Genomic DNA, 17001 nt, shown 5'->3' on the forward strand with positions numbered 1-17001 from the left:
CGATGCTGCATGCATTCGTGCCGACCAAGGTCGGCACCTACCAAGGCCTCCCCCCCGGTAGATCCACGCCATGCGTGGATGAAGGCCTTTGTGCCGACCAAGGTCGGCACCCACCGGAGCGGAAGACGCACACACCCGCGCAAGCGCGTTACCGTGCGTCGGCGCCACCGCCCAGCACCTTGAACAAGGTCACCCGGTTGCCCGCCTCCTGCTGCTGCAACGCGATCAGGTCCTGCTGCGCGGCGAACAGGCTGCGCTGCGCATCCAGCGCCTGCAGATAGCCGTCCAGGCCGGTGCGATAACGCGCATCGGCCAGCGTGTAGCTGCGCTGGCTGGCGGCGACCAGTGCACGCTGGGCGTCCATCTGCGTGGCCAGGTGATCGCGCGTGGCGAGCGCGTCGGCCACTTCACTGAAGGCCTGCTGGATCGCCTTCTCGTACTGGGCGATGCCAATGTCCTTGCCAATCTTCGAGGCATCCAGCGAGGCCTTCAGCGCACCGGCGTGGAAGATCGGCGCGGTGATGCTGGGCGCGAACGACCAGCCGCGGGTGCCGGCCGAGAACAGCGTGGACAACGCGGTGGAGCTGTGGCCGTAGTTCGCGGTCAGCGTCAGCGTCGGGAAGAACGCGGCGCGCGCCGCACCGATATCGGCATTGGCCGCCTGCAATACGTGTTCGGCAGACAGCACGTCCGGGCGCTGCAGCAGCACGCTTGACGGCAGGTTGGCCGGCAACGGCGCCAGCGCCACGGTGCCGTCCAGTGCCTGCGCGCTCGGCAGCAATGCCGCGTCCAGCGGCGCACCCACCAGCAACTGCAGCGCATCACGATCCTGCGCCTGCTGGGTCTGCAGCCTGGCCAGCGCAGCGCGCGCGGCTTCCACGCTGGTCTGCACCTGCGACAGGTCCAGGCCCGAGGCCAACCCCTGTGCGTGGCGGGCCTCGGTGCGCTGCAGGGTCTGCTGCTGGCTGTCCAGGGTCTGCCGGGTGAACGCCAGCGACTGCTCGTCGGCCGCCAGCGCCAGCCACGCCGTGGCCACTTCGGCCACCAGGCTGGTGCGCGCGGCGCGCTGGTTCTCGGCGCTGGCCAGCCAGTTCTGCAGGGCCTCGTTCTTCAGGCTGCGGATGCGCCCGAAGAGGTCCAGCTCCCAGCTGCTGATGCCCACCTGCACGGCATCGGATTCGGTTACCTGGCTGACGCCGATCTCGCTGTTGGCATCACTCACCCGCGCGCGGGTGACACTGCCACTGGCATCCACCGACGGCAGCAGCGCCGCGCGCTGGATGCGGTACTGCGCGCGTTCCTTCTCCACCTGCAGCACCGCCACGCGCAGGTCGCGGTTGTTCTGCAGCGCCAGCGCGATCACCTGCTGCAGGCGCGGTTCCAGGAACACCTCGCGCCAGGGCGGCATCGCCAGTGCCGGCCCGGCCTCGCCGGTGGCGGCATTGCCGAACTGCGCCGGCACCGGCGCCTTGGGGCGCTGGTAGCGCGGTGCCATGCTCACGCAGCCGCCCAGCACGGTGGTCATCGTTGCGGCCGCCAGGGCGCGCAGCAGCATCGGCTTCATGGGCTTGCCTCCGTGGCAGTGGCTTCGGCCGGTGCGCGGCCCGGGAACATGCGGCGCACCAGCAGGTAGAACAACGGCACGAAGAACATGCCCAGCACCATCGAGGCGACCGTACCACCGGCCACGCCGGTACCCAGCGAACGGCGCGCGGCCGAACCGGCGCCGGTGGCGAACACCAGCGGCAGCACGCCCATCAGGAACGCCAGCGAGGTCATCACGATCGGCCGCAGCCGCAGATAGACCGCCTGCAGGATCGCTTCGCGGGTGCGCTTGCCCTGCTGCTCGAGGATGCGTGCGAACTCGACGATCAGGATGCCGTTCTTCGCAGCCAGACCAATCGTGGTCAACAGGCCGACCTGGAAGTACACGTCGTTGTTGAGGCCACGCAGGTTCATCATCAGCACGGCACCGAACACGCCCACCGGCACCGCCAGCATCACCGCGAACGGCACCGCCCAGCTTTCATACAGCGCGGCCAGGCACAGGAACACGAACAGCAGCGAGATGGCGTACAACATGGGCGCCTGGTTGCCCGACAGCTGCTCCTGGTAGGCCATGTCCGACCAGGCATGGCTGAAGCCTTCCGGCAGTGTGTCGGCCAGGCGCGCGATCTCGGCCATCGCCTCACCGGAGCTGACGCCCGGCGCTGGCTGGCCGGTGATTTCCATCGCCGACACGCCGTTGTAGCGCTGCAATGCGGCCGGCGCGCTGGTCCAGTGGGCGCTGACCAGCGACGACAGCGGCACCATCTGGCCGGCCTGGTTGCGCACGCTCCAGCGCTCGATGTCCTGCGGCTGCATGCGCGCTTCGGCCGTGCCCTGGATGAACACCTTCTTGATGCGGCCCTTGTAGATGAAGTTGTTGACGAAGTCGCCGCCCAACGCCGCGTTCAAGGTGTCATTGATGTCCTGCGGATTCACGCCCATGGCCTGTGCCTTCGCGTCGTCCACCTTCACCGCGTACACTGGCGCGTCTTCCAGGCTGGCATAACGCACGTTGACCAGCTTTGGATCCTTGGCCGCCTCCTTCAGCAGCGTGTTGCGCGCGGCCACGGCGGCGGCATGGCCGGCACCGCCTTCGTCCTGCAGTTCCAGGGTGAAACCGCCCGCATCGCCCAGGCCAAGAATGGCCGGTGGCGAGGTGATGAATACCTGCGCATCGGGCACGCTGGCCATGGCCGCGGTCAAGCGCGCGGCGATGGTATCGGCATCGTCCTTGCGGTCATCCCAGTCCTTCAGCCGGATGAAGGCCTGGCCGACGTTCTGGCCGCTGCCGGTGACACTGAAACCAGCGGTGGCCTGGATCGAGAGCACGCTGTCGTCCTTCACCGCAGCGGCACTGAGGCGATCCATCACTGCACGGGTCTGCTCCAGGGTGGAGCCGGCTGGCAGCTTCACCAGCGCGTTGAGCATGCCCTGGTCCTCATCGGGCAGGAATGCGCCGGGCAGGTGCCACAGCAGCAGGCCGGTGGCCACGCTCAGCACCAGGTAGAACAGTACGCCCAGCGTGCGCCGGCCAAGGAAACCATCCACGCGATGGCGCAGGCCGTTGGAGGTGCGCTCGAAGCGGTGGTTGAACCAGATGAAGAACTTGCCCAGCAGGCTCGGCTCGCCGCCGTGGTCACCATGCGGGTGGCCGCCCTTGGGAATCTGGTGCAGGATGCTGCCGCACAGCGCCGGGGTGATGGTCATCGCCACCAGCACCGACAGGATCATCGCCGCGGCAATCGTCACCGAGAACTGGCGATAGATCACGCCGGTGACACCGCTGAAGAACGCCATCGGCAGGAACACCGCGGTCAGCACCAGCACGATGCCGACCAGCGCGCCGGTGATCTGGCCCATCGCCTTCAGCGTGGCCGGCTTCGGTGCCAGCCCTTCGAAGGTCATCACCCGCTCCACGTTCTCCACGACCACGATGGCATCGTCCACCAGCAGGCCGATGGCCAGCACCAGCGCGAACATGGTCAGCGTGTTGATCGAATAGCCGAAGGCCGCCAGCACGCCGAACGTGCCCAGCAGCACCACCGGCACCGCGATGGTCGGGATCAACGTGGCCCGCCAGTTCTGCAGGAACAGGTACATCACCAGCACGACCAGCGCGATCGCCTCGATCAGGGTGATCACTACTTCCTTCAGCGAGATGGTCACGAACGGCGTGGTGGTGAATGCCACGTGGGCCGTGTAGCCATGCGGCCAGTACTTCTGCAGCTGCTGAAGCCGTGCATCGATGGCCTTGGACACGGCGATGGCGTTCGCACCGGCGTTGAGCTCGATGCCCAGCGAGGCCGACGGCTTGCCGTTGAAGGTGCTGATGCTGTCGTAGCTCTCCGGCCCCAGGCCGATCGTCGCCACGTCGCCCAGGTGCACCACGCTGCCATTGGCATCGGCCTTGAGCACCACCTGCGCGAACTGTTCGGGGGTGTGCAGGCGGCTGCGCGCGGTCACGGTCGCGTCCAGCTGCTGGCCCTTCAGCGCCGGCTGGCCACCGAGTTCACCGGCCGACACGTCGGTGTTCTGCGCCTGCAGTGCGGTCTCGATGTCCGACGGCATCAGTGCGTACTGGCGCATCTTTTCCGGGTCCAGCCAGATACGCATGGCGTATTCCTGGCCGATCGGCTGGATGTTGCCGACGCCGCTGACACGGCTGATCTGGTCGTCGATGCGCGCTTCCATGAAGTTGGCGACATCGAAGTTGTCCATGCTGCCGTCTTCGCTGGTGAACGACAGCACCTCGAAGATCGAACCACTGGACTTGGTGATGGTCAGTCCGTTCTGCTGCACCGCCTGCGGCAACGTGGCCATCGCGGCCTGCAGCTGGTTCTGCACCTGCACCTGCGCAGTGTCCGGATTGGTGCCGGTGGCGAACACCAGGTTGACCTGCGCCGAGCCATCGGAAGCGCTGGTGGAGGTCATGTACATCAGGTGGTCCAGGCTCTGCTGGGACTGCTCGATGACCTGGGTGACCGCGTTTTCCACGGTCTGCGACGAGGCGCCGGTGTAGGTGGCGCGGATGGTGATGGTGGGCGGGGCGATCTGCGGGTAGCGGTCCACCGGCAGGATCAGGATCGCGAGCAGGCCGAGCAGGCTGACCGCGATGGCGATCACCCAGGCAAAGATCGGCCGGTCGATGAAGAAACGAACCATGCGCGGCAGGCCTCAGTGCGACTTTTCGTCGGTGTTGCCGTTCGGGTCGATCGCCGGCATTGCTGCCAGCTGTGCGGTGGTGGCCGCCACCGCCTTCACCTGCTGGCCGAGCGAAACCGCACTGCCGTTGCTGACGATCACCCGCTCGCCGGCCTTCAGGCCCTGCGTGATCTGCCACTGGTTGCCCACCACCTGGCCGGTGCTGACCCGCCGCTCGACCACGCGATCCTTTGCGTCGAGCAGGCGCAGCAGCGGCTCGCCACGTTCATTGCGCACCACCGCCTTCTGCGGCACCAGCAGCGCGCGCGCATCGGTGGCCATCGGCAGCACCGCCTTCAGGTACATGCCCGGCAGCAGCAGGCCGTCCGGGTTCGGAATGACCGCGCGCAGCACCACGTTGCCGGTGCCCGGATCGACCGCGCTGCCTACGAACTCCAGCGTGCCTTCATGGGCATAGGTGCTGCCGTCCTCCAGCAGCACCTTCACCTGCGCCTTGCCATCGATGGCCTTCACCAGGCCGGCATCGAGCTGCTTGCGCAGCGCCAGCATCTGCGTGCTGGACTGGGTGACGTCCAGATAGACCGGGTCCAACCGCTGGATGGTCGCCAGCGCCGCGTCCTGGCCGGCAGCAACAAGCGCGCCGGCGGTGACGCTGGAGGTACCGATGCGGCCCTCGATCGGTGCGGTCACCCGGGTGTAGTCGAGGTTGATGCGGGCGGCCTGCAGCGCAGCGCGCGCGGCGATCACATTGGCCTGGGCCTGCTTCAGTGCCGAGGTGGCATCGTCGGCGTCCTGCTTGCTGGCTGCGTCCATGCCCAGCAGCGTGCGGGTGCGCTCGGCCTTCGGCTGCGCCGACAGCACGGTGGCCTCGGCCTGCGCCAGCTGGCCACGCGCGGTATCGAAGGCGGCCTGGTACGGCGCCGGATCGACCTGGTACAGCAGCTGGCCGGCCTTGACCTGCTGGCCTTCGGTGAACAACCGCTGGCGGATCAGCCCACCGATCTGCGGCCGCACCTCGGATACCTCGAACGGTACCGCCCGGCCGGGCAGGGTCTGCTGCAGTGCCAGCGGCTGCGCGCTGGCGGTGATGACGCCCACTTCGGGGGTGGCCGGGGCCTCGGTCCGGCCCGCCGAGCAGGCCGCCAGGGCCAGCAGCAGGGGCAACAACAGCGGACGGGGGGAGCGGGACAGCGGACGCAGGAGTGACATGGGGGGCGTGGGGGCCTTTCGTTGACCCTCGCACGCTGCCGTGAAACTGTGCAGAGAATATGGAGATTGTGCGACCGGCTCAGCTGGCGCTTGCTTTCGGCGCCGCATGCGCCGCTAATGGCCCCCGCGATGGCGAAGATTCGACTCAAATTCGGCCTGACCGCGAAGACCTTCCTCGCGATCTTCACCGCCTGCCTGCTGGTGCTGGCAGTGAACGGCATTGCCAGCCGCGTGGCGTTCCAGACCGGCTTCCTGGACTACCTCAACGACCAGGGCGACCTGCGCATGCAGCGCCTGATGCCGCACCTGCAGCGCGAGTACAGCGCACACGGCGGCTGGGAGCATCTGCGCGGTGACAGTGACCGCTGGGCGCGGCTGCTGCGCCCGGACCTGGCCCATGGGCACGAAGGCCCGGTGCCGCCGCTGTCCGACCAGACCGGCGTTCCCTCGCGGCTCGGCCTGTTCGATGCGCAGCATCGGTTCGTGGCCGGCAATCCCGATGCCACCAGTGATGATGATCCGCATCCGGTGCTGCTGGATGGGCACACCGTCGGCTGGCTGGGCATGGTGCCGTTCCAGACCGTCATCGCCACCAATGACCTGAATTTCTACAATACCCAGATGCGCGCATGGTGGGTGATCGGCATCTCGCTGCTGCTGGTGACGGTATTGCTGGCCTGGCTGGTGTCGCGCGCGCTGCGCCAGCGCCTGGCCAAGCTGGCCGCCGCCACCCACCGGCTCGCCGCTGGCGACTACGCCACCCGCATCGAGCGCACCAGCGATGACGAGCTCGATGCACTGGTCAACGACTTCAACCGGATGGCACAGGCGCTGGACGACACCGAGCGCAACCGCCGCGCCTTCATCGCCGACATCTCGCACGAACTGCGCACGCCGCTGGCGGTGGTGCGCGCCGAACTGGAGGCGATCGAAGACGGCATCCGCCCGCTGGACCGCGCCAATCTCGGTGCCCTGCAGGGCGAGATCCGCCAGCTGGGCAAACTGATCGACGACCTGCACGACCTGTCGATGACCCAGTCCGGGGGCCTGGCCTACCGCTTCGCCCCGCTGGACCTGGTGGCATTGCTGCGCAGCGAGCTCAATGGCATGCGCGTACGCTTCTCCGCGGCGGGGCTGGCCCTGGAAGAAGCGCTGCCCGCGACGCCACTGCAGGTATCCGGCGACGAACGGCGCCTGCAGCAGGTCCTGGCCAACCTGCTGGAAAATGCGCTGCGCTATACCCATACCGGCGGCCGCGTACGTGTGCAGGCCGCGCGCGTACCTTCCGGCGTGCAGCTGATCGTGGAAGACACCGCGCCGGGCGTGCCGGCCGACAAATGCGCGCTGCTGTTCGAGCGCTTCTACCGGGTGGAGAGTTCGCGCAACCGTGCCAGCGGCGGCAGCGGGCTGGGCCTGGCCATCAGCCACAACATCATCCTCGCCCACCACGGCCACATCCACGCCGAACCCTCGCCACTGGGCGGGCTGCGCGTGGTCATCACCCTGCCGGAGTCTGCATGAGCACGTCCGCCGCCACGTCCGCGAAGATCCTGATCGTCGAGGACGAGCCACGCCTGGCCTCGGTGCTGCGTGACTACCTGGCCGCCGCCGGCATGACCAGCGAATGGGTGGATGATGGCGGCCTGGTGATCGACGCGTTCACGCGCTACCATCCCGACCTGGTGCTGCTGGACCTGATGCTGCCGCAACGCGATGGCGTGGACCTGTGCCGCGAACTGCGCGCCAGCAGCGACGTGCCGGTGATCATGGTCACCGCGCGGGTGGAAGAGATCGATCGCCTGCTCGGTCTGGACATCGGTGCCGACGACTACATCTGCAAGCCGTTCAGCCCGCGCGAAGTGGTCGCGCGGGTGGTGGCGGTACTGCGCCGCTATCGCCCGGACCCCGCTGCACGCGCCAACAGCGGGCTGCACATCGACGAACCGGCGGCACGCGCCACCTGGAACGGCAAGGGCCTGGACCTGACGCCGGTGGAATACCGCCTGCTGCGCACCCTGCTGGCCACGCCAGGCCGGATCTGGGCACGCGACGAACTGCTTGACCGCCTCTATCTGGACCACCGCGTGGTGGTCGACCGCACCGTCGACAGCCATGTGCGCAACCTGCGCCGCAAGCTGGCCGACGCCGGCATGGAAGGCGAGCCGATCCGTTCGGTATACGGGATGGGCTACAGCTACGAACCCTAACCGGTCGTGCCGGCCGCTGGCGGGCAACCGCAGAATTCCAGCTGCGCCCATGAGGTTGCCGGCCAGCGGCCGGCACGACCCGTGCGCAACTGCGTTACAGTCGAGCACGCTCGACATCAACGAATCACGACTGCATGGACGACATCCACCCGATCGCGCCGGACAAGCGCGCCGCCCTCCTTTCCACCCTCGCCGGGATCGAACAGCGCCACGATGTGCGTGTGCTGCTGGCCTGCGAATCGGGCAGCCGTGGCTGGGGCTTCTCTTCGCCGGACAGCGACTACGATGCGCGCTTCATCTACGTGCATCGCCAGTCGTGGTACCTCAGCGTCAACGAATCCACCGGCCCCGGCGAAGCACAGCGCGATGTGATCGAGCTGCCGATCGACGAGGAGCTCGATGTCAGCGGCTGGGACCTGCGCAAGGCACTGCGGCTGGTCTCCAAATCCAATCCAACGCTGATCGAGTGGCTGCGTTCGCCGATCGTGTACCGGCAGGAGGACGCTGCGGTGGCGCAGCTGTGGGAGGCGGCGAAGGAGTTCTATTCGCCGCTGGGCAGCTGGTGGCACTACATGAGCATGGCGAAGACCACGTACAACCGCCATCTGGGCGAGCCCACCATCAGTACCAAGAAGTACCTGTACGTGCTGCGTGCCCTGCTTGCCTGCCAGTGGATCGAGAGCGAGCCCACGCCGCCGCCCATGGCCTTCGAGGACCTGCTGGACCGGCTGCTGCCGGACGGTCCCGTGCGCGACGCCATCGACGCCCTGCTGGTGGTGAAGCGAGCCAGCGCCGAAGTCACGGCCCGTCCGCGCGTCGTCATCATCAGCGACTACATCGACCAGGCAATGGCCGTGCGCGCTGCGCAGGCCCCGGCGCTGCCGGCAGGACAGGGCGACAGTGCGTGGCTGGACGCGCTGTTCCGGAAGATGCTGGCCGAACACGCGCCTGCATGAAGCGCCGCAGCTGCGCCTGGTAGTGCCGGCCGCTGGCCGGCAACCTCATGGCGCGCCTGGATTTCCGTAGTTCCCGGCCAGCGGCCGGCACTACCCCGCGGCACGCACGCGGCGTGCCGACCACGCGGGTATCATCGCGGTGAACGCCCTGATTTCCGGAGACACCGATGAACCCGCTGCGCCCCTTCCGCGACAAGATGCCCGTCCTCGGCGAGCGCGTGTACATCGATCCGGCCTGCACCGTCATCGGTGACGTGGAACTGGCCGAGGACGTGTCGGTGTGGCCGGGCACGATCATCCGCGGCGACGTCAACTACGTCCGCATCGGTGCGCGCACCAATGTACAGGACGGCACGATCATCCACGTCAGCCACCACAGCCCGTACAACAAGGCCGGCTACCCGACCCTGATCGGCGAAGGCGTGACCGTCGGCCACGGCTGCATCATCCACGCCTGCACCATCGGTGATTACAGCCTGATCGGCATGGGCGCCTGCATCCTCGATGGCGCCCGTGTGGAACGGCACGCTTTCGTCGGTGCCGGTGCGGTGGTCGGCCCGGGCAAGGTGGTGGGCGAAGGCGAGCTCTGGGTCGGCAATCCTGCCCGCCCGGCGCGCACGCTGAGCGACAAGGAGATCGAGTCGCTGCACTACTCGGCCGACCACTACGTGCGGCTGAAGGACGAATACCTGGGCTGAGCGGCCAACGCCGCCATGCGGCTCTGCTAAAGTCTGGGCCCGACCAGGACCTGTCGAGACCCCCCATGCCTGTGGCTGCCTGCCGGAGAGGACTCCGCCGCCCACAACGAAGGCCATCGCACTGATGGCCGCACCGATGCTCGATACCTACCGCGAGGTGGTGACGCCAGAGGGTGTGCCGCTGCAGTTGCCGGCGGCCGGCCCGGTGCCACGGGCGATGGCCTGGCTGGTGGATCTGGGCGTGCGCATCGCGGTGCTGGTGATGATGTCGATCCCGCTGGCATTGCTGGACAAGTTCGGCTCCGGCCTCTACCTGGTGCTGATGTTCCTGGTCTACTGGGCCTACCCGATCGTCTGCGAGGCACTGTGGGGCCGTACCCTGGGCAAGCGCGCACTGGGCCTGCGCGTACTGTCGCGCGATGGCGCACCGGTGGGCTGGATGGCGTCGATCACCCGCAACCTGCTGCGCACCGTGGACATGCTGCCGTTCGGCTATGCACTGGGCCTGGTCAGCAGTCTGTTCGATCCCCACGGCCGCCGCCTCGGCGATCTGGTGGCCGGCACCGTGGTGGTGCATGCGCCGGTGCTGTACCTGCCGCCTCCGCCCACCATCGACAGCGTGCTGGCCCCGCCGCAGCCGCTGCGGCCGGAGGAACAGGCGGCACTGATGGCCTTCGCCGAGCGCGCGCCGCGCTTGTCGGCGGCACGCCAGCAGGAGCTGGCTGGCATTGCCGAGCCCCTGACCGGCACCCACGGCCAGGTCGGCGTGCTGCGCCTGTATGCCATGGCCAACTGGCTGCTGGGGCGGCGATGAAGCAGGAACAGTTCGTCGCCCGCTACCAGCAGGAATGGCAGGACCTGGAACACTGGCTGCTGCTGCGCGCCGGTGCTTCGCGCCGCACGCGGCGCAAGGCCAGCGCGCTGGCGCTGGACGATACCGCCTTCCCGCAGCGCTACCGGCGCCTGTGCCAGCAGCTGGCGCTGGCCCGCGAGCGCGGCTACAGCCCGCAGCTGGTGCAGCGCCTGCAGCAGTTGATGCAGCAGGGCCACAGCGTGCTGTACCGCACGCCGCCGACGCGCTGGCGCGGTGCACTGGAATTCCTGGTGGCCGACTTCCCGTTGCTGGTGCGCAGCCAGGCGCGCAGCATGTGGGTGGCGCTGGCGATGTTCGCGCTGCCGGCGCTGGCCTGCTTCGTGCTGGCGCAGGTCTATCCGGACCTGATCCACATGGTGATGGACAACCGCCAGATCGCCGAGATGGAGCGCATGTACGATCCTGCCGCCGAGCGCCTGGGGCGCGACAGCGGCACCGACTGGATGATGTTCGGCCACTACATCCTGAACAACATCAGCATCGCCCTGCGTACCTTCGCCAGCGGCCTGCTGGCCGGCCTGGGCACGCTGCTGGTGTTGCTGTTCAACGGCGTGATCATCGGTTCAGTGGCCGGCCACCTGCAGCACATCGGCCATGGTGATCCGTTCTGGCGCTTCGTCGCAGGCCATGGTGCCTTCGAGCTGACCGCGATCGTGATCGCCGGCGGTGCCGGCCTGCAGCTGGGCATGAAACTGCTGGCACCCGGCCGGCGCAGCCGCCTGGATGCGCTGGTCGAGGGTGGCCGCATCGGTGCGCGCCTGTGCCTGGGCGTGGCGTTCATGCTGCTGGTGGCCGCCTTCATCGAGGCCTTCTGGTCGTCGATTGCCGAAGTACCGGCGTGGGGCAAGTTCAGCGTGGCCGGCGTGCTGTGGGCCGGCGTGCTGCTGTGGCTGTGGCGCGGCGGACGCGGAGGCGGCAATGCGCATTGACCACCTGGACGTCGTGCTGCGCGCGCGCAGCGGCTGGGAAGCGATGGAGCTGGGCAGTGCCCTGTCACGCCGCCACGCGCGCGCGGTATGGGGCAGCTGGCTGATGGCCAGTGCGCCGCTGTTCGTGGTCTTCAACGCGCTGGGCTGGTGGCTGGATGCGTTCGGCTGGGCCTGGCTGGCGATGTGGTGGTGCAAGCCGCTGTTCGAACGTGCGCCGCTGTACGTGCTGTCGCGCGGCATCTTCGGCGAGCCGGTCGGTACGCTGGCGGCGCTGCGCGCGCAACGTCACTGGGGCAACAGCGGATTCTGGGGCTACCTGGGCTGGCGCCGTTTCAGCGTGCTGCGCAGCCTGTGCCTGCCGGTGAACCTGCTGGAGGGCAACGCACCGGCCCAGCGCGGTGCACGCCGCCGCGCCGTGGTCGCCGGTGCCGCGGGCGCCGCTGTCGTGCTGACCGTGGCCTGCATGGCCTTTGAAGCGGTGCTGGTGTCCGGCGCGATCGGCGCGGTGTTCATGTTCATGCCACTGGAGCTGATGTCCGAATCGTGGCGGGCCGCATGGGACATGATCGGCCAGGACACGCCTGCATGGGCGCGGCTGGGCTTCAACCTGGCGTGCTGGCTGGCGTCGGTGCTGATCGGGCCGTTCTACGTCGGCGCCGGCTTCGGCCTGTACTTGAACCGGCGCACGCAGATGGAAGCCTGGGACGTTGAGATCGCCCTGCGCCGCCTGCGCGAGCGGCTGCTGCCGGCGGCGCCGACGCTGGCCCTGCTGCTGTGCCTGGCGCTGCCGCTGGTGTCCATGCCGGTGCATGCGCAGGACGCGCAGACGGTCGCGGAGCAGGCAGACGATGCCGACGAGGACGAAGACAGCGCGGAGGAACCAGCCACCGCGGCGAACGATCCGGCCAATGCACCGGCCATGATCTTCGGTGCGGCGCCAGTGGACACCGCCGGCTTCCGCCAGGCGGTGAACCGCGCCTATGAAGATCCGCTGCAGCGCCCTACCCGCCAGGTCACGCGCTGGAAGCCGATCGAACAGGCCGAGGAAAAGAAGAAGGAAGATGCGTCGCCACAGGGCGACAGCAGCAACAAGGGCGAGCGCAGCAACCGCAAGGCCGGCATCGCCTGGCTGGCGCGCCTGGCCGAGTGGGGCCTGTGGGGCCTGCTCGGCATCCTGCTGCTGGTGCTGCTGCTGACCGCGCGGCTGTGGCTGCCGTGGCTGCGCGGCAGTGGCCGGCGCAAGGCCGACGCTGCACCGCAGGTGGTGGAAGAACAGGTGGAGCTGCCGGTCGTACTGCCGCCGGACGTGGCCTCCCAGGCCGGCCTGCTGTGGGACCAGGGGCGGCCTCGGCAGGCGCTGGCCCTGCTGTACCGCGCCAGCGTGCGCACGGTGGGCGAGCGCAGCGGCATCGCGCTTCCGCCCGGTGCCACCGAAGCGCAATGCCTGCGCGCGTCGCGGCGCATGCCCGATGCCACCGACCGTGACCTGTTCGCGCGCATCGTGCGCATGTGGCAGTACGCCGCCTACGGTGGCCGCCTGCCCAGCCGCGCCGATTTCGATGCATTGGCCGATACCCTGCGCCAGCAGTACAGGTGGCTGGCATGAGCCCGCGCCTGTTCTGGTCGCTGCTGCTGGGCGCGCTGGTGCTGTTCGGCGTACCGCTGACGATCCTTTACCTGCGAACGCACGAGCGCGTGACCGAGACCGTGCAGCTGCCGCCGCAGGGCGAAGCGGGCTACAACCCGCTGTACGTGCTTGGGCAGGCCCTGCGCGCTGACGGCATCGACGTGCACGCGCGGCCGCGGCTGGACCTGCAGCAGATGGCGCTGGGCCCGCACGATACGGTGGTGCTGCTGCAGGACAGCAGCGAGCTGCCGGCGCCGGCGGCCAGGGCCCTGCTGGCCTGGGTCGATGGTGGTGGCCATCTGCTGGTGCGCACGCCGCCACCGGCCGAGGACGACGCCAGCAGCACGCAGGGCCCGCTGCTGGACCAGCTGGGTGTGGACAGCCTGTACCAGCAGAGCGACTGCCAGCCGTTCCACGTCATCGACGATCCCAGCCATGTGGAGTTCTGCGGCGGCCGTCGCTTCACGCTGGGCTTTGCCGCCAGTGCGCAGGCCGAACGACGCTGGGGCAACGAGCGCAACCTGGTGTTCGCGCGACTGCGCCATGGCCAGGGCAAGGTGAGCGTGCTGGCCGACATGGAATTCATGCGCGGCGAGGTGGATTCGCCGGCGGCCCGCCTGGCGTCGGCTGCGGGCAAGGCCAGCGACGGCCTGCACGATCTCTCGCACCGCGACCTGACCCGTTACCTGCTCGATCCGAACTACGGCAAGGGCGCTTTCTGGCTGGTCTACGCCAGCCGCCCGCCGTCGCTGTGGGCGCGCGTGTTCTACCTGGGCTGGCCGGTGTGGACGCCACTGCTGCTGGCCCTGCTGGGCTGGCTGTGGGGCCGTTCGCAACGCTTCGGCAGCCGCCTGCCGTCGCCGGTGCTGGAGCGTCGCTCGCTGCTGGAACACGTGCGTGCCAGCGGCGAGCTGCTGCTGCGTTTCGGCCACGGCGCGCGCCTGTATGACGCCGTGCTCGCCCTGTTCCTGCATCGCCTGCGCCTGCGCGCACCGGTGGCCGCCGCACTGGATGGCGCATCGCGCGAACAGGCCATCGCCGAACTGCTGTCCTGGCCGCAAGGCCGCGTTGCCAGCGCGCTCACGCCCCCTCCGCCGCACGATTCCTCCGCCCTGCGCGAGCGCATCCGCTTGCTGCTCCAGATGAGATCCCTGCTATGACCGAAGTCCCCGAGCTGCCGGCGGCCGCCAACGCCCGCCTGATCGAACGCGTCGATGCCATCCGCGATGCCGTCGGCCACGCCTTCATTGGCCAGGCCGATGTACTGGACCAGATCCTGGTGGCGCTGCTGGCCGGTGGCCACGTGCTGATCGAGGGCGTGCCCGGGCTGGGCAAGACCCTGCTGGTGCGCGCACTGGCACAGGCCCTGGAGCTGGACTACGGCCGCGTGCAGTTCACCCCCGACCTGATGCCCAGCGACGTCAGTGGCCATGCGGTGTACGACCCGAAGAGCGAGAGCTTCAAGATCCGCCGCGGCCCGGTGTTCACCAACCTGCTGCTGGCCGACGAGATCAACCGTGCGCCGGCCAAGACCCAGTCCGCGCTGCTGGAAGTGATGCAGGAAGGCCAGGTGACCATCGAAGGCAAGGCCTTCACCCTGGCGCCGCCGTTCATGGCGCTGGCCACGCAGAACCCGCTGGAACAGGAAGGCACCTACCCGTTGCCGGAAGCACAGCTGGATCGTTTCCTGCTGAAGGTGCTGATCGACTACCCGCAGCTGGAGGACGAGAAGCGCATGGTGACCGCGATCACCAGTGGCCGTGCCGCCAGCGATTTCGACCTGAGCCAGGTGCCGCGTGTACTGGGGGCTGGCGAGCTGCTGGAACTGCAGCGCGCGACCGCGGCGATCACCGTCGATGACGAAGTGATCGACTACGCGGTGCGGATTGTGGCCGCCACGAGGCAGTGGCCGGGCATCGCGGTCGGCGCTGGCCCGCGCGGCAGCATCGCGCTGGTGCGTGCCTCGCGCGCGCAGGCGGTGCTGGCCGGCCGTGACTTCGTCACTCCGGACGATGTGCGCGACATCGCGCGCCCCGCGCTGCGCCACCGCATTGCACTGGCCCCGGAACTGCAGATCGAAGGCCAGGACGCCGACGATGTGCTGGGCGCGTTGCTGGCCAAGGTGGAAGCGCCGCGCCGATGAGGCCGGCCCCGCTGCTGCTGGCGCTGCTGCTGGCCTGGGCTGCCCTGGGTGGCCTGGTGCTGGGCGGGTTGCTGCCGCGCTGGAGCTGGGCGCTGGCGGCGCTGGCGATTGCCGTGCCGGCGCTGATGGATCTGTGGCGCCAGTCGCGGCGTCCGTCGCCGCATGTACAACGCGAGCTGCCCGAAGCACTCGCGCTGGGCGTGCGCCGCGAGGCCGCGCTGCGGCTGCAGGCCGAGCAATCGATGACCGTGCAGGTGTTCGATCTGGTCCCCGGCGGCTGGCCGCTGGAAGCGCTGCCGCAGCGCGTGCGCCTGCAGGCCGGCAACGCCTCCACGTTGCACTACCACCTGCAGCCGCTGCAGCGTGGGCACTTCCGCTTTGAAGGCGTGCACCTGCGCATGCACTCGCCGTGGCGCCTGTGGTGGCAGCAACGCACGCTGCCACCGGCGCTGGACGTGCGGGTCTATCCGAACTTCGTGCCGCTCACCCGCTTCGCCCTGTTCAGTGCCGACCAGGCCTCGCGGCTGGTCGGCGCACACGTGAAGCGCCGCCGCGGTGAAGGCACCGACTTCCACCAGATGCGCGAGTACCGCATCGGCGACAGCCTGCGCCAGCTCGACTGGAAGGCCACCGCACGTGCGCGCAAGCTGATCTCGCGTGAATACCAGGACGAGAAGAACCAGCAGCTGCTGCTGATGCTCGACAGCGGGCGGCGCATGCTGGCCAGCGAAGGCGGGCTCTCGCACTTCGACCATGCCTTGAACGCCTCACTGGTGGTGGCCTACCTGGCGCTGCGCCAGGGCGATGCCGCCGGCCTGTTCGCCACCGGTGGCGAGCGCCGCTGGGTGGCACCGCAGCGCGGCATGGGCACCGTCGAGCACCTGCTGCGCGCCAGCTACGACCTGCAGCCACGTGCCGTGGCCACCGATTATCTGGCCGCCGCCACCGAAGTGTCGCTGCGCCAGCGCCGGCGCGCGCTGGTGATGCTGGTCAGCAACGTGCGCGACGAGGACATCGAAGACCTGCTGGCGGCGGTGCGCCTGCTGCAGCGGCGCCACCTGGTGTGCGTGGCCAGCCTGCGCGAGCGCGAGCTGGACGGCGCACTGGAGGGTGAGGTGCAGACGCTGGAGGACGCCACCCAAGCCGGTGCCGCAGCGCTGTACCTGCAGCAGCGCGCGAAGGCGCACGACGCCCTGCGTAGCGAAAAGGTGATGGTGCTCGACGTGACCGCCGATGCCCTGCCGGGCGCGCTGGTAGAGCGCTACCTGGCGGTGAAGCGCGAAGGTCTGCTCTGATACCAACGATCGCTCTGGTGGGTGCCAACAACGGTTGCCGGCCAGCGGCCGGCACTACCCCTGCAACAACCGGCGCATCGCCCGGGTAGGTGCCAACCTTGGTTGGCACAAGACCCACAGCGCCGACCAAGGTCGGCATCTACCAACACCGATTGCCGGCCAGCGGCCGGCACTACCCATGCAACAACCGCCGCATCGCTCTGGTGGGTGCCAACCTTGGTTGGCACGAAGCCCACAGCGCCGACCAAGGTCGGCATCTACCAACACCGATTGCCGGCCAGCGGCCGGCACTACCCATGCAGCAGCCGGCACATCGCCCGGGTAGGTGCCAACCTTGGTTGGCACAAAACCCA

The 17001-nt window shown here is 68.8% G+C and carries 13 protein-coding genes; 10 read left to right on the forward strand and 3 right to left on the reverse strand.

Translation table 11 applies throughout. The features are described from left to right. Positions 1-148: 148 nt before the first annotated feature. Genes smeC through smeA form a run of 3 tightly spaced genes read right to left on the reverse strand, consistent with a single transcriptional unit; the run spans position 149 to position 5919 of the window. Positions 149-1564 carry a multidrug efflux transporter outer membrane subunit SmeC gene (gene smeC / locus ACZK1G_RS21310; RefSeq protein WP_101766260.1) on the reverse strand — a complete coding sequence of 472 codons (1416 nt, stop codon included), beginning with the start codon at positions 1562-1564 and terminating at the stop codon, positions 149-151. Continuing rightward, the gene (smeB, locus tag ACZK1G_RS21315) at positions 1561-4710 is read right to left on the reverse strand and encodes a multidrug efflux RND transporter permease subunit SmeB (RefSeq protein ID WP_101766261.1); all 3150 of its coding nucleotides are present in this window, start codon (positions 4708-4710) and stop codon (positions 1561-1563) included. Before smeB ends, smeC begins: the two co-directional genes overlap by 4 nt. 12 nt (positions 4711-4722) lie before the next feature. Next, positions 4723-5919 (reverse strand): multidrug efflux RND transporter periplasmic adaptor subunit SmeA, encoded by a 1197-nt coding sequence (smeA, locus tag ACZK1G_RS21320; protein ID WP_014038856.1) that lies wholly within the window; start codon positions 5917-5919, stop codon positions 4723-4725. A gap of 117 nt (positions 5920-6036) precedes the next feature. Between smeA and baeS the strand changes: the two genes are divergently transcribed. The 10 genes from baeS (at position 6037) to ACZK1G_RS21370 (ending at position 16648) form a co-directional block, all read left to right on the forward strand. Then, positions 6037-7440, forward strand: coding sequence for a sensor histidine kinase efflux regulator BaeS (baeS, locus tag ACZK1G_RS21325; protein WP_101766262.1), 1404 nt, complete (start codon positions 6037-6039; stop codon positions 7438-7440). Continuing rightward, complete coding sequence (locus ACZK1G_RS21330; RefSeq protein WP_197621995.1) at positions 7437-8126, forward strand: response regulator; 690 nt, start codon at positions 7437-7439, stop codon at positions 8124-8126. Before baeS ends, ACZK1G_RS21330 begins: the two co-directional genes overlap by 4 nt. A gap of 134 nt (positions 8127-8260) precedes the next feature. Then, positions 8261-9082 carry a nucleotidyltransferase domain-containing protein gene (locus tag ACZK1G_RS21335; RefSeq protein ID WP_049444193.1) on the forward strand — a complete coding sequence of 274 codons (822 nt, stop codon included), beginning with the start codon at positions 8261-8263 and terminating at the stop codon, positions 9080-9082. A 167-nt stretch (positions 9083-9249) separates the two neighbouring features. Next, a complete protein-coding gene (locus ACZK1G_RS21340) occupies positions 9250-9780 on the forward strand; it encodes a gamma carbonic anhydrase family protein (protein ID WP_075675908.1) in 531 nt (176 codons plus the stop codon). Positions 9781-9904: 124 nt separating this feature from the next. Further along, positions 9905-10594 carry an RDD family protein gene (locus tag ACZK1G_RS21345; protein ID WP_101766263.1) on the forward strand — a complete coding sequence of 230 codons (690 nt, stop codon included), beginning with the start codon at positions 9905-9907 and terminating at the stop codon, positions 10592-10594. Continuing rightward, positions 10591-11583 (forward strand): stage II sporulation protein M, encoded by a 993-nt coding sequence (locus tag ACZK1G_RS21350; protein WP_101766264.1) that lies wholly within the window; start codon positions 10591-10593, stop codon positions 11581-11583. Before ACZK1G_RS21345 ends, ACZK1G_RS21350 begins: the two co-directional genes overlap by 4 nt. Next, positions 11573-13189, forward strand: coding sequence for a DUF4129 domain-containing protein (locus ACZK1G_RS21355; RefSeq protein WP_101766265.1), 1617 nt, complete (start codon positions 11573-11575; stop codon positions 13187-13189). Before ACZK1G_RS21350 ends, ACZK1G_RS21355 begins: the two co-directional genes overlap by 11 nt. Then, complete coding sequence (locus tag ACZK1G_RS21360; RefSeq protein ID WP_101766266.1) at positions 13186-14370, forward strand: DUF4350 domain-containing protein; 1185 nt, start codon at positions 13186-13188, stop codon at positions 14368-14370. Before ACZK1G_RS21355 ends, ACZK1G_RS21360 begins: the two co-directional genes overlap by 4 nt. Next, positions 14367-15353 (forward strand): AAA family ATPase, encoded by a 987-nt coding sequence (locus tag ACZK1G_RS21365; protein WP_005411535.1) that lies wholly within the window; start codon positions 14367-14369, stop codon positions 15351-15353. The genes ACZK1G_RS21360 and ACZK1G_RS21365 overlap by 4 nt, the downstream gene beginning before the upstream one ends. Next, a complete protein-coding gene (locus ACZK1G_RS21370; protein WP_101766267.1) occupies positions 15350-16648 on the forward strand; it encodes a DUF58 domain-containing protein in 1299 nt (432 codons plus the stop codon). The genes ACZK1G_RS21365 and ACZK1G_RS21370 overlap by 4 nt, the downstream gene beginning before the upstream one ends. Positions 16649-17001 lie beyond the last annotated feature (353 nt).

The sequence above is a fragment of the Stenotrophomonas sp. 109824_Sma genome (genome assembly GCF_056480025.1).

Excerpts from the sequence above, each read along its gene's own strand:
- smeC (WP_101766260.1), bottom strand. The coding sequence starts at position 1,564 with ATGAAGCCGATGCTGCTGCGCGCCCTGGCGGCCGCAACGATGACCACC.
- smeB (WP_101766261.1), bottom strand. The coding sequence starts at position 4,710 with ATGGTTCGTTTCTTCATCGACCGGCCGATCTTTGCCTGGGTGATCGCC.
- smeA (WP_014038856.1), bottom strand. The coding sequence starts at position 5,919 with ATGTCACTCCTGCGTCCGCTGTCCCGCTCCCCCCGTCCGCTGTTGTTG.
- baeS (WP_101766262.1), top strand. The coding sequence starts at position 6,037 with ATGGCCCCCGCGATGGCGAAGATTCGACTCAAATTCGGCCTGACCGCG.
- ACZK1G_RS21330 (WP_197621995.1), top strand. The coding sequence starts at position 7,437 with ATGAGCACGTCCGCCGCCACGTCCGCGAAGATCCTGATCGTCGAGGAC.
- ACZK1G_RS21335 (WP_049444193.1), top strand. The coding sequence starts at position 8,261 with ATGGACGACATCCACCCGATCGCGCCGGACAAGCGCGCCGCCCTCCTT.
- ACZK1G_RS21340 (WP_075675908.1), top strand. The coding sequence starts at position 9,250 with ATGAACCCGCTGCGCCCCTTCCGCGACAAGATGCCCGTCCTCGGCGAG.
- ACZK1G_RS21345 (WP_101766263.1), top strand. The coding sequence starts at position 9,905 with ATGGCCGCACCGATGCTCGATACCTACCGCGAGGTGGTGACGCCAGAG.
- ACZK1G_RS21350 (WP_101766264.1), top strand. The coding sequence starts at position 10,591 with ATGAAGCAGGAACAGTTCGTCGCCCGCTACCAGCAGGAATGGCAGGAC.
- ACZK1G_RS21355 (WP_101766265.1), top strand. The coding sequence starts at position 11,573 with ATGCGCATTGACCACCTGGACGTCGTGCTGCGCGCGCGCAGCGGCTGG.
- ACZK1G_RS21360 (WP_101766266.1), top strand. The coding sequence starts at position 13,186 with ATGAGCCCGCGCCTGTTCTGGTCGCTGCTGCTGGGCGCGCTGGTGCTG.
- ACZK1G_RS21365 (WP_005411535.1), top strand. The coding sequence starts at position 14,367 with ATGACCGAAGTCCCCGAGCTGCCGGCGGCCGCCAACGCCCGCCTGATC.
- ACZK1G_RS21370 (WP_101766267.1), top strand. The coding sequence starts at position 15,350 with ATGAGGCCGGCCCCGCTGCTGCTGGCGCTGCTGCTGGCCTGGGCTGCC.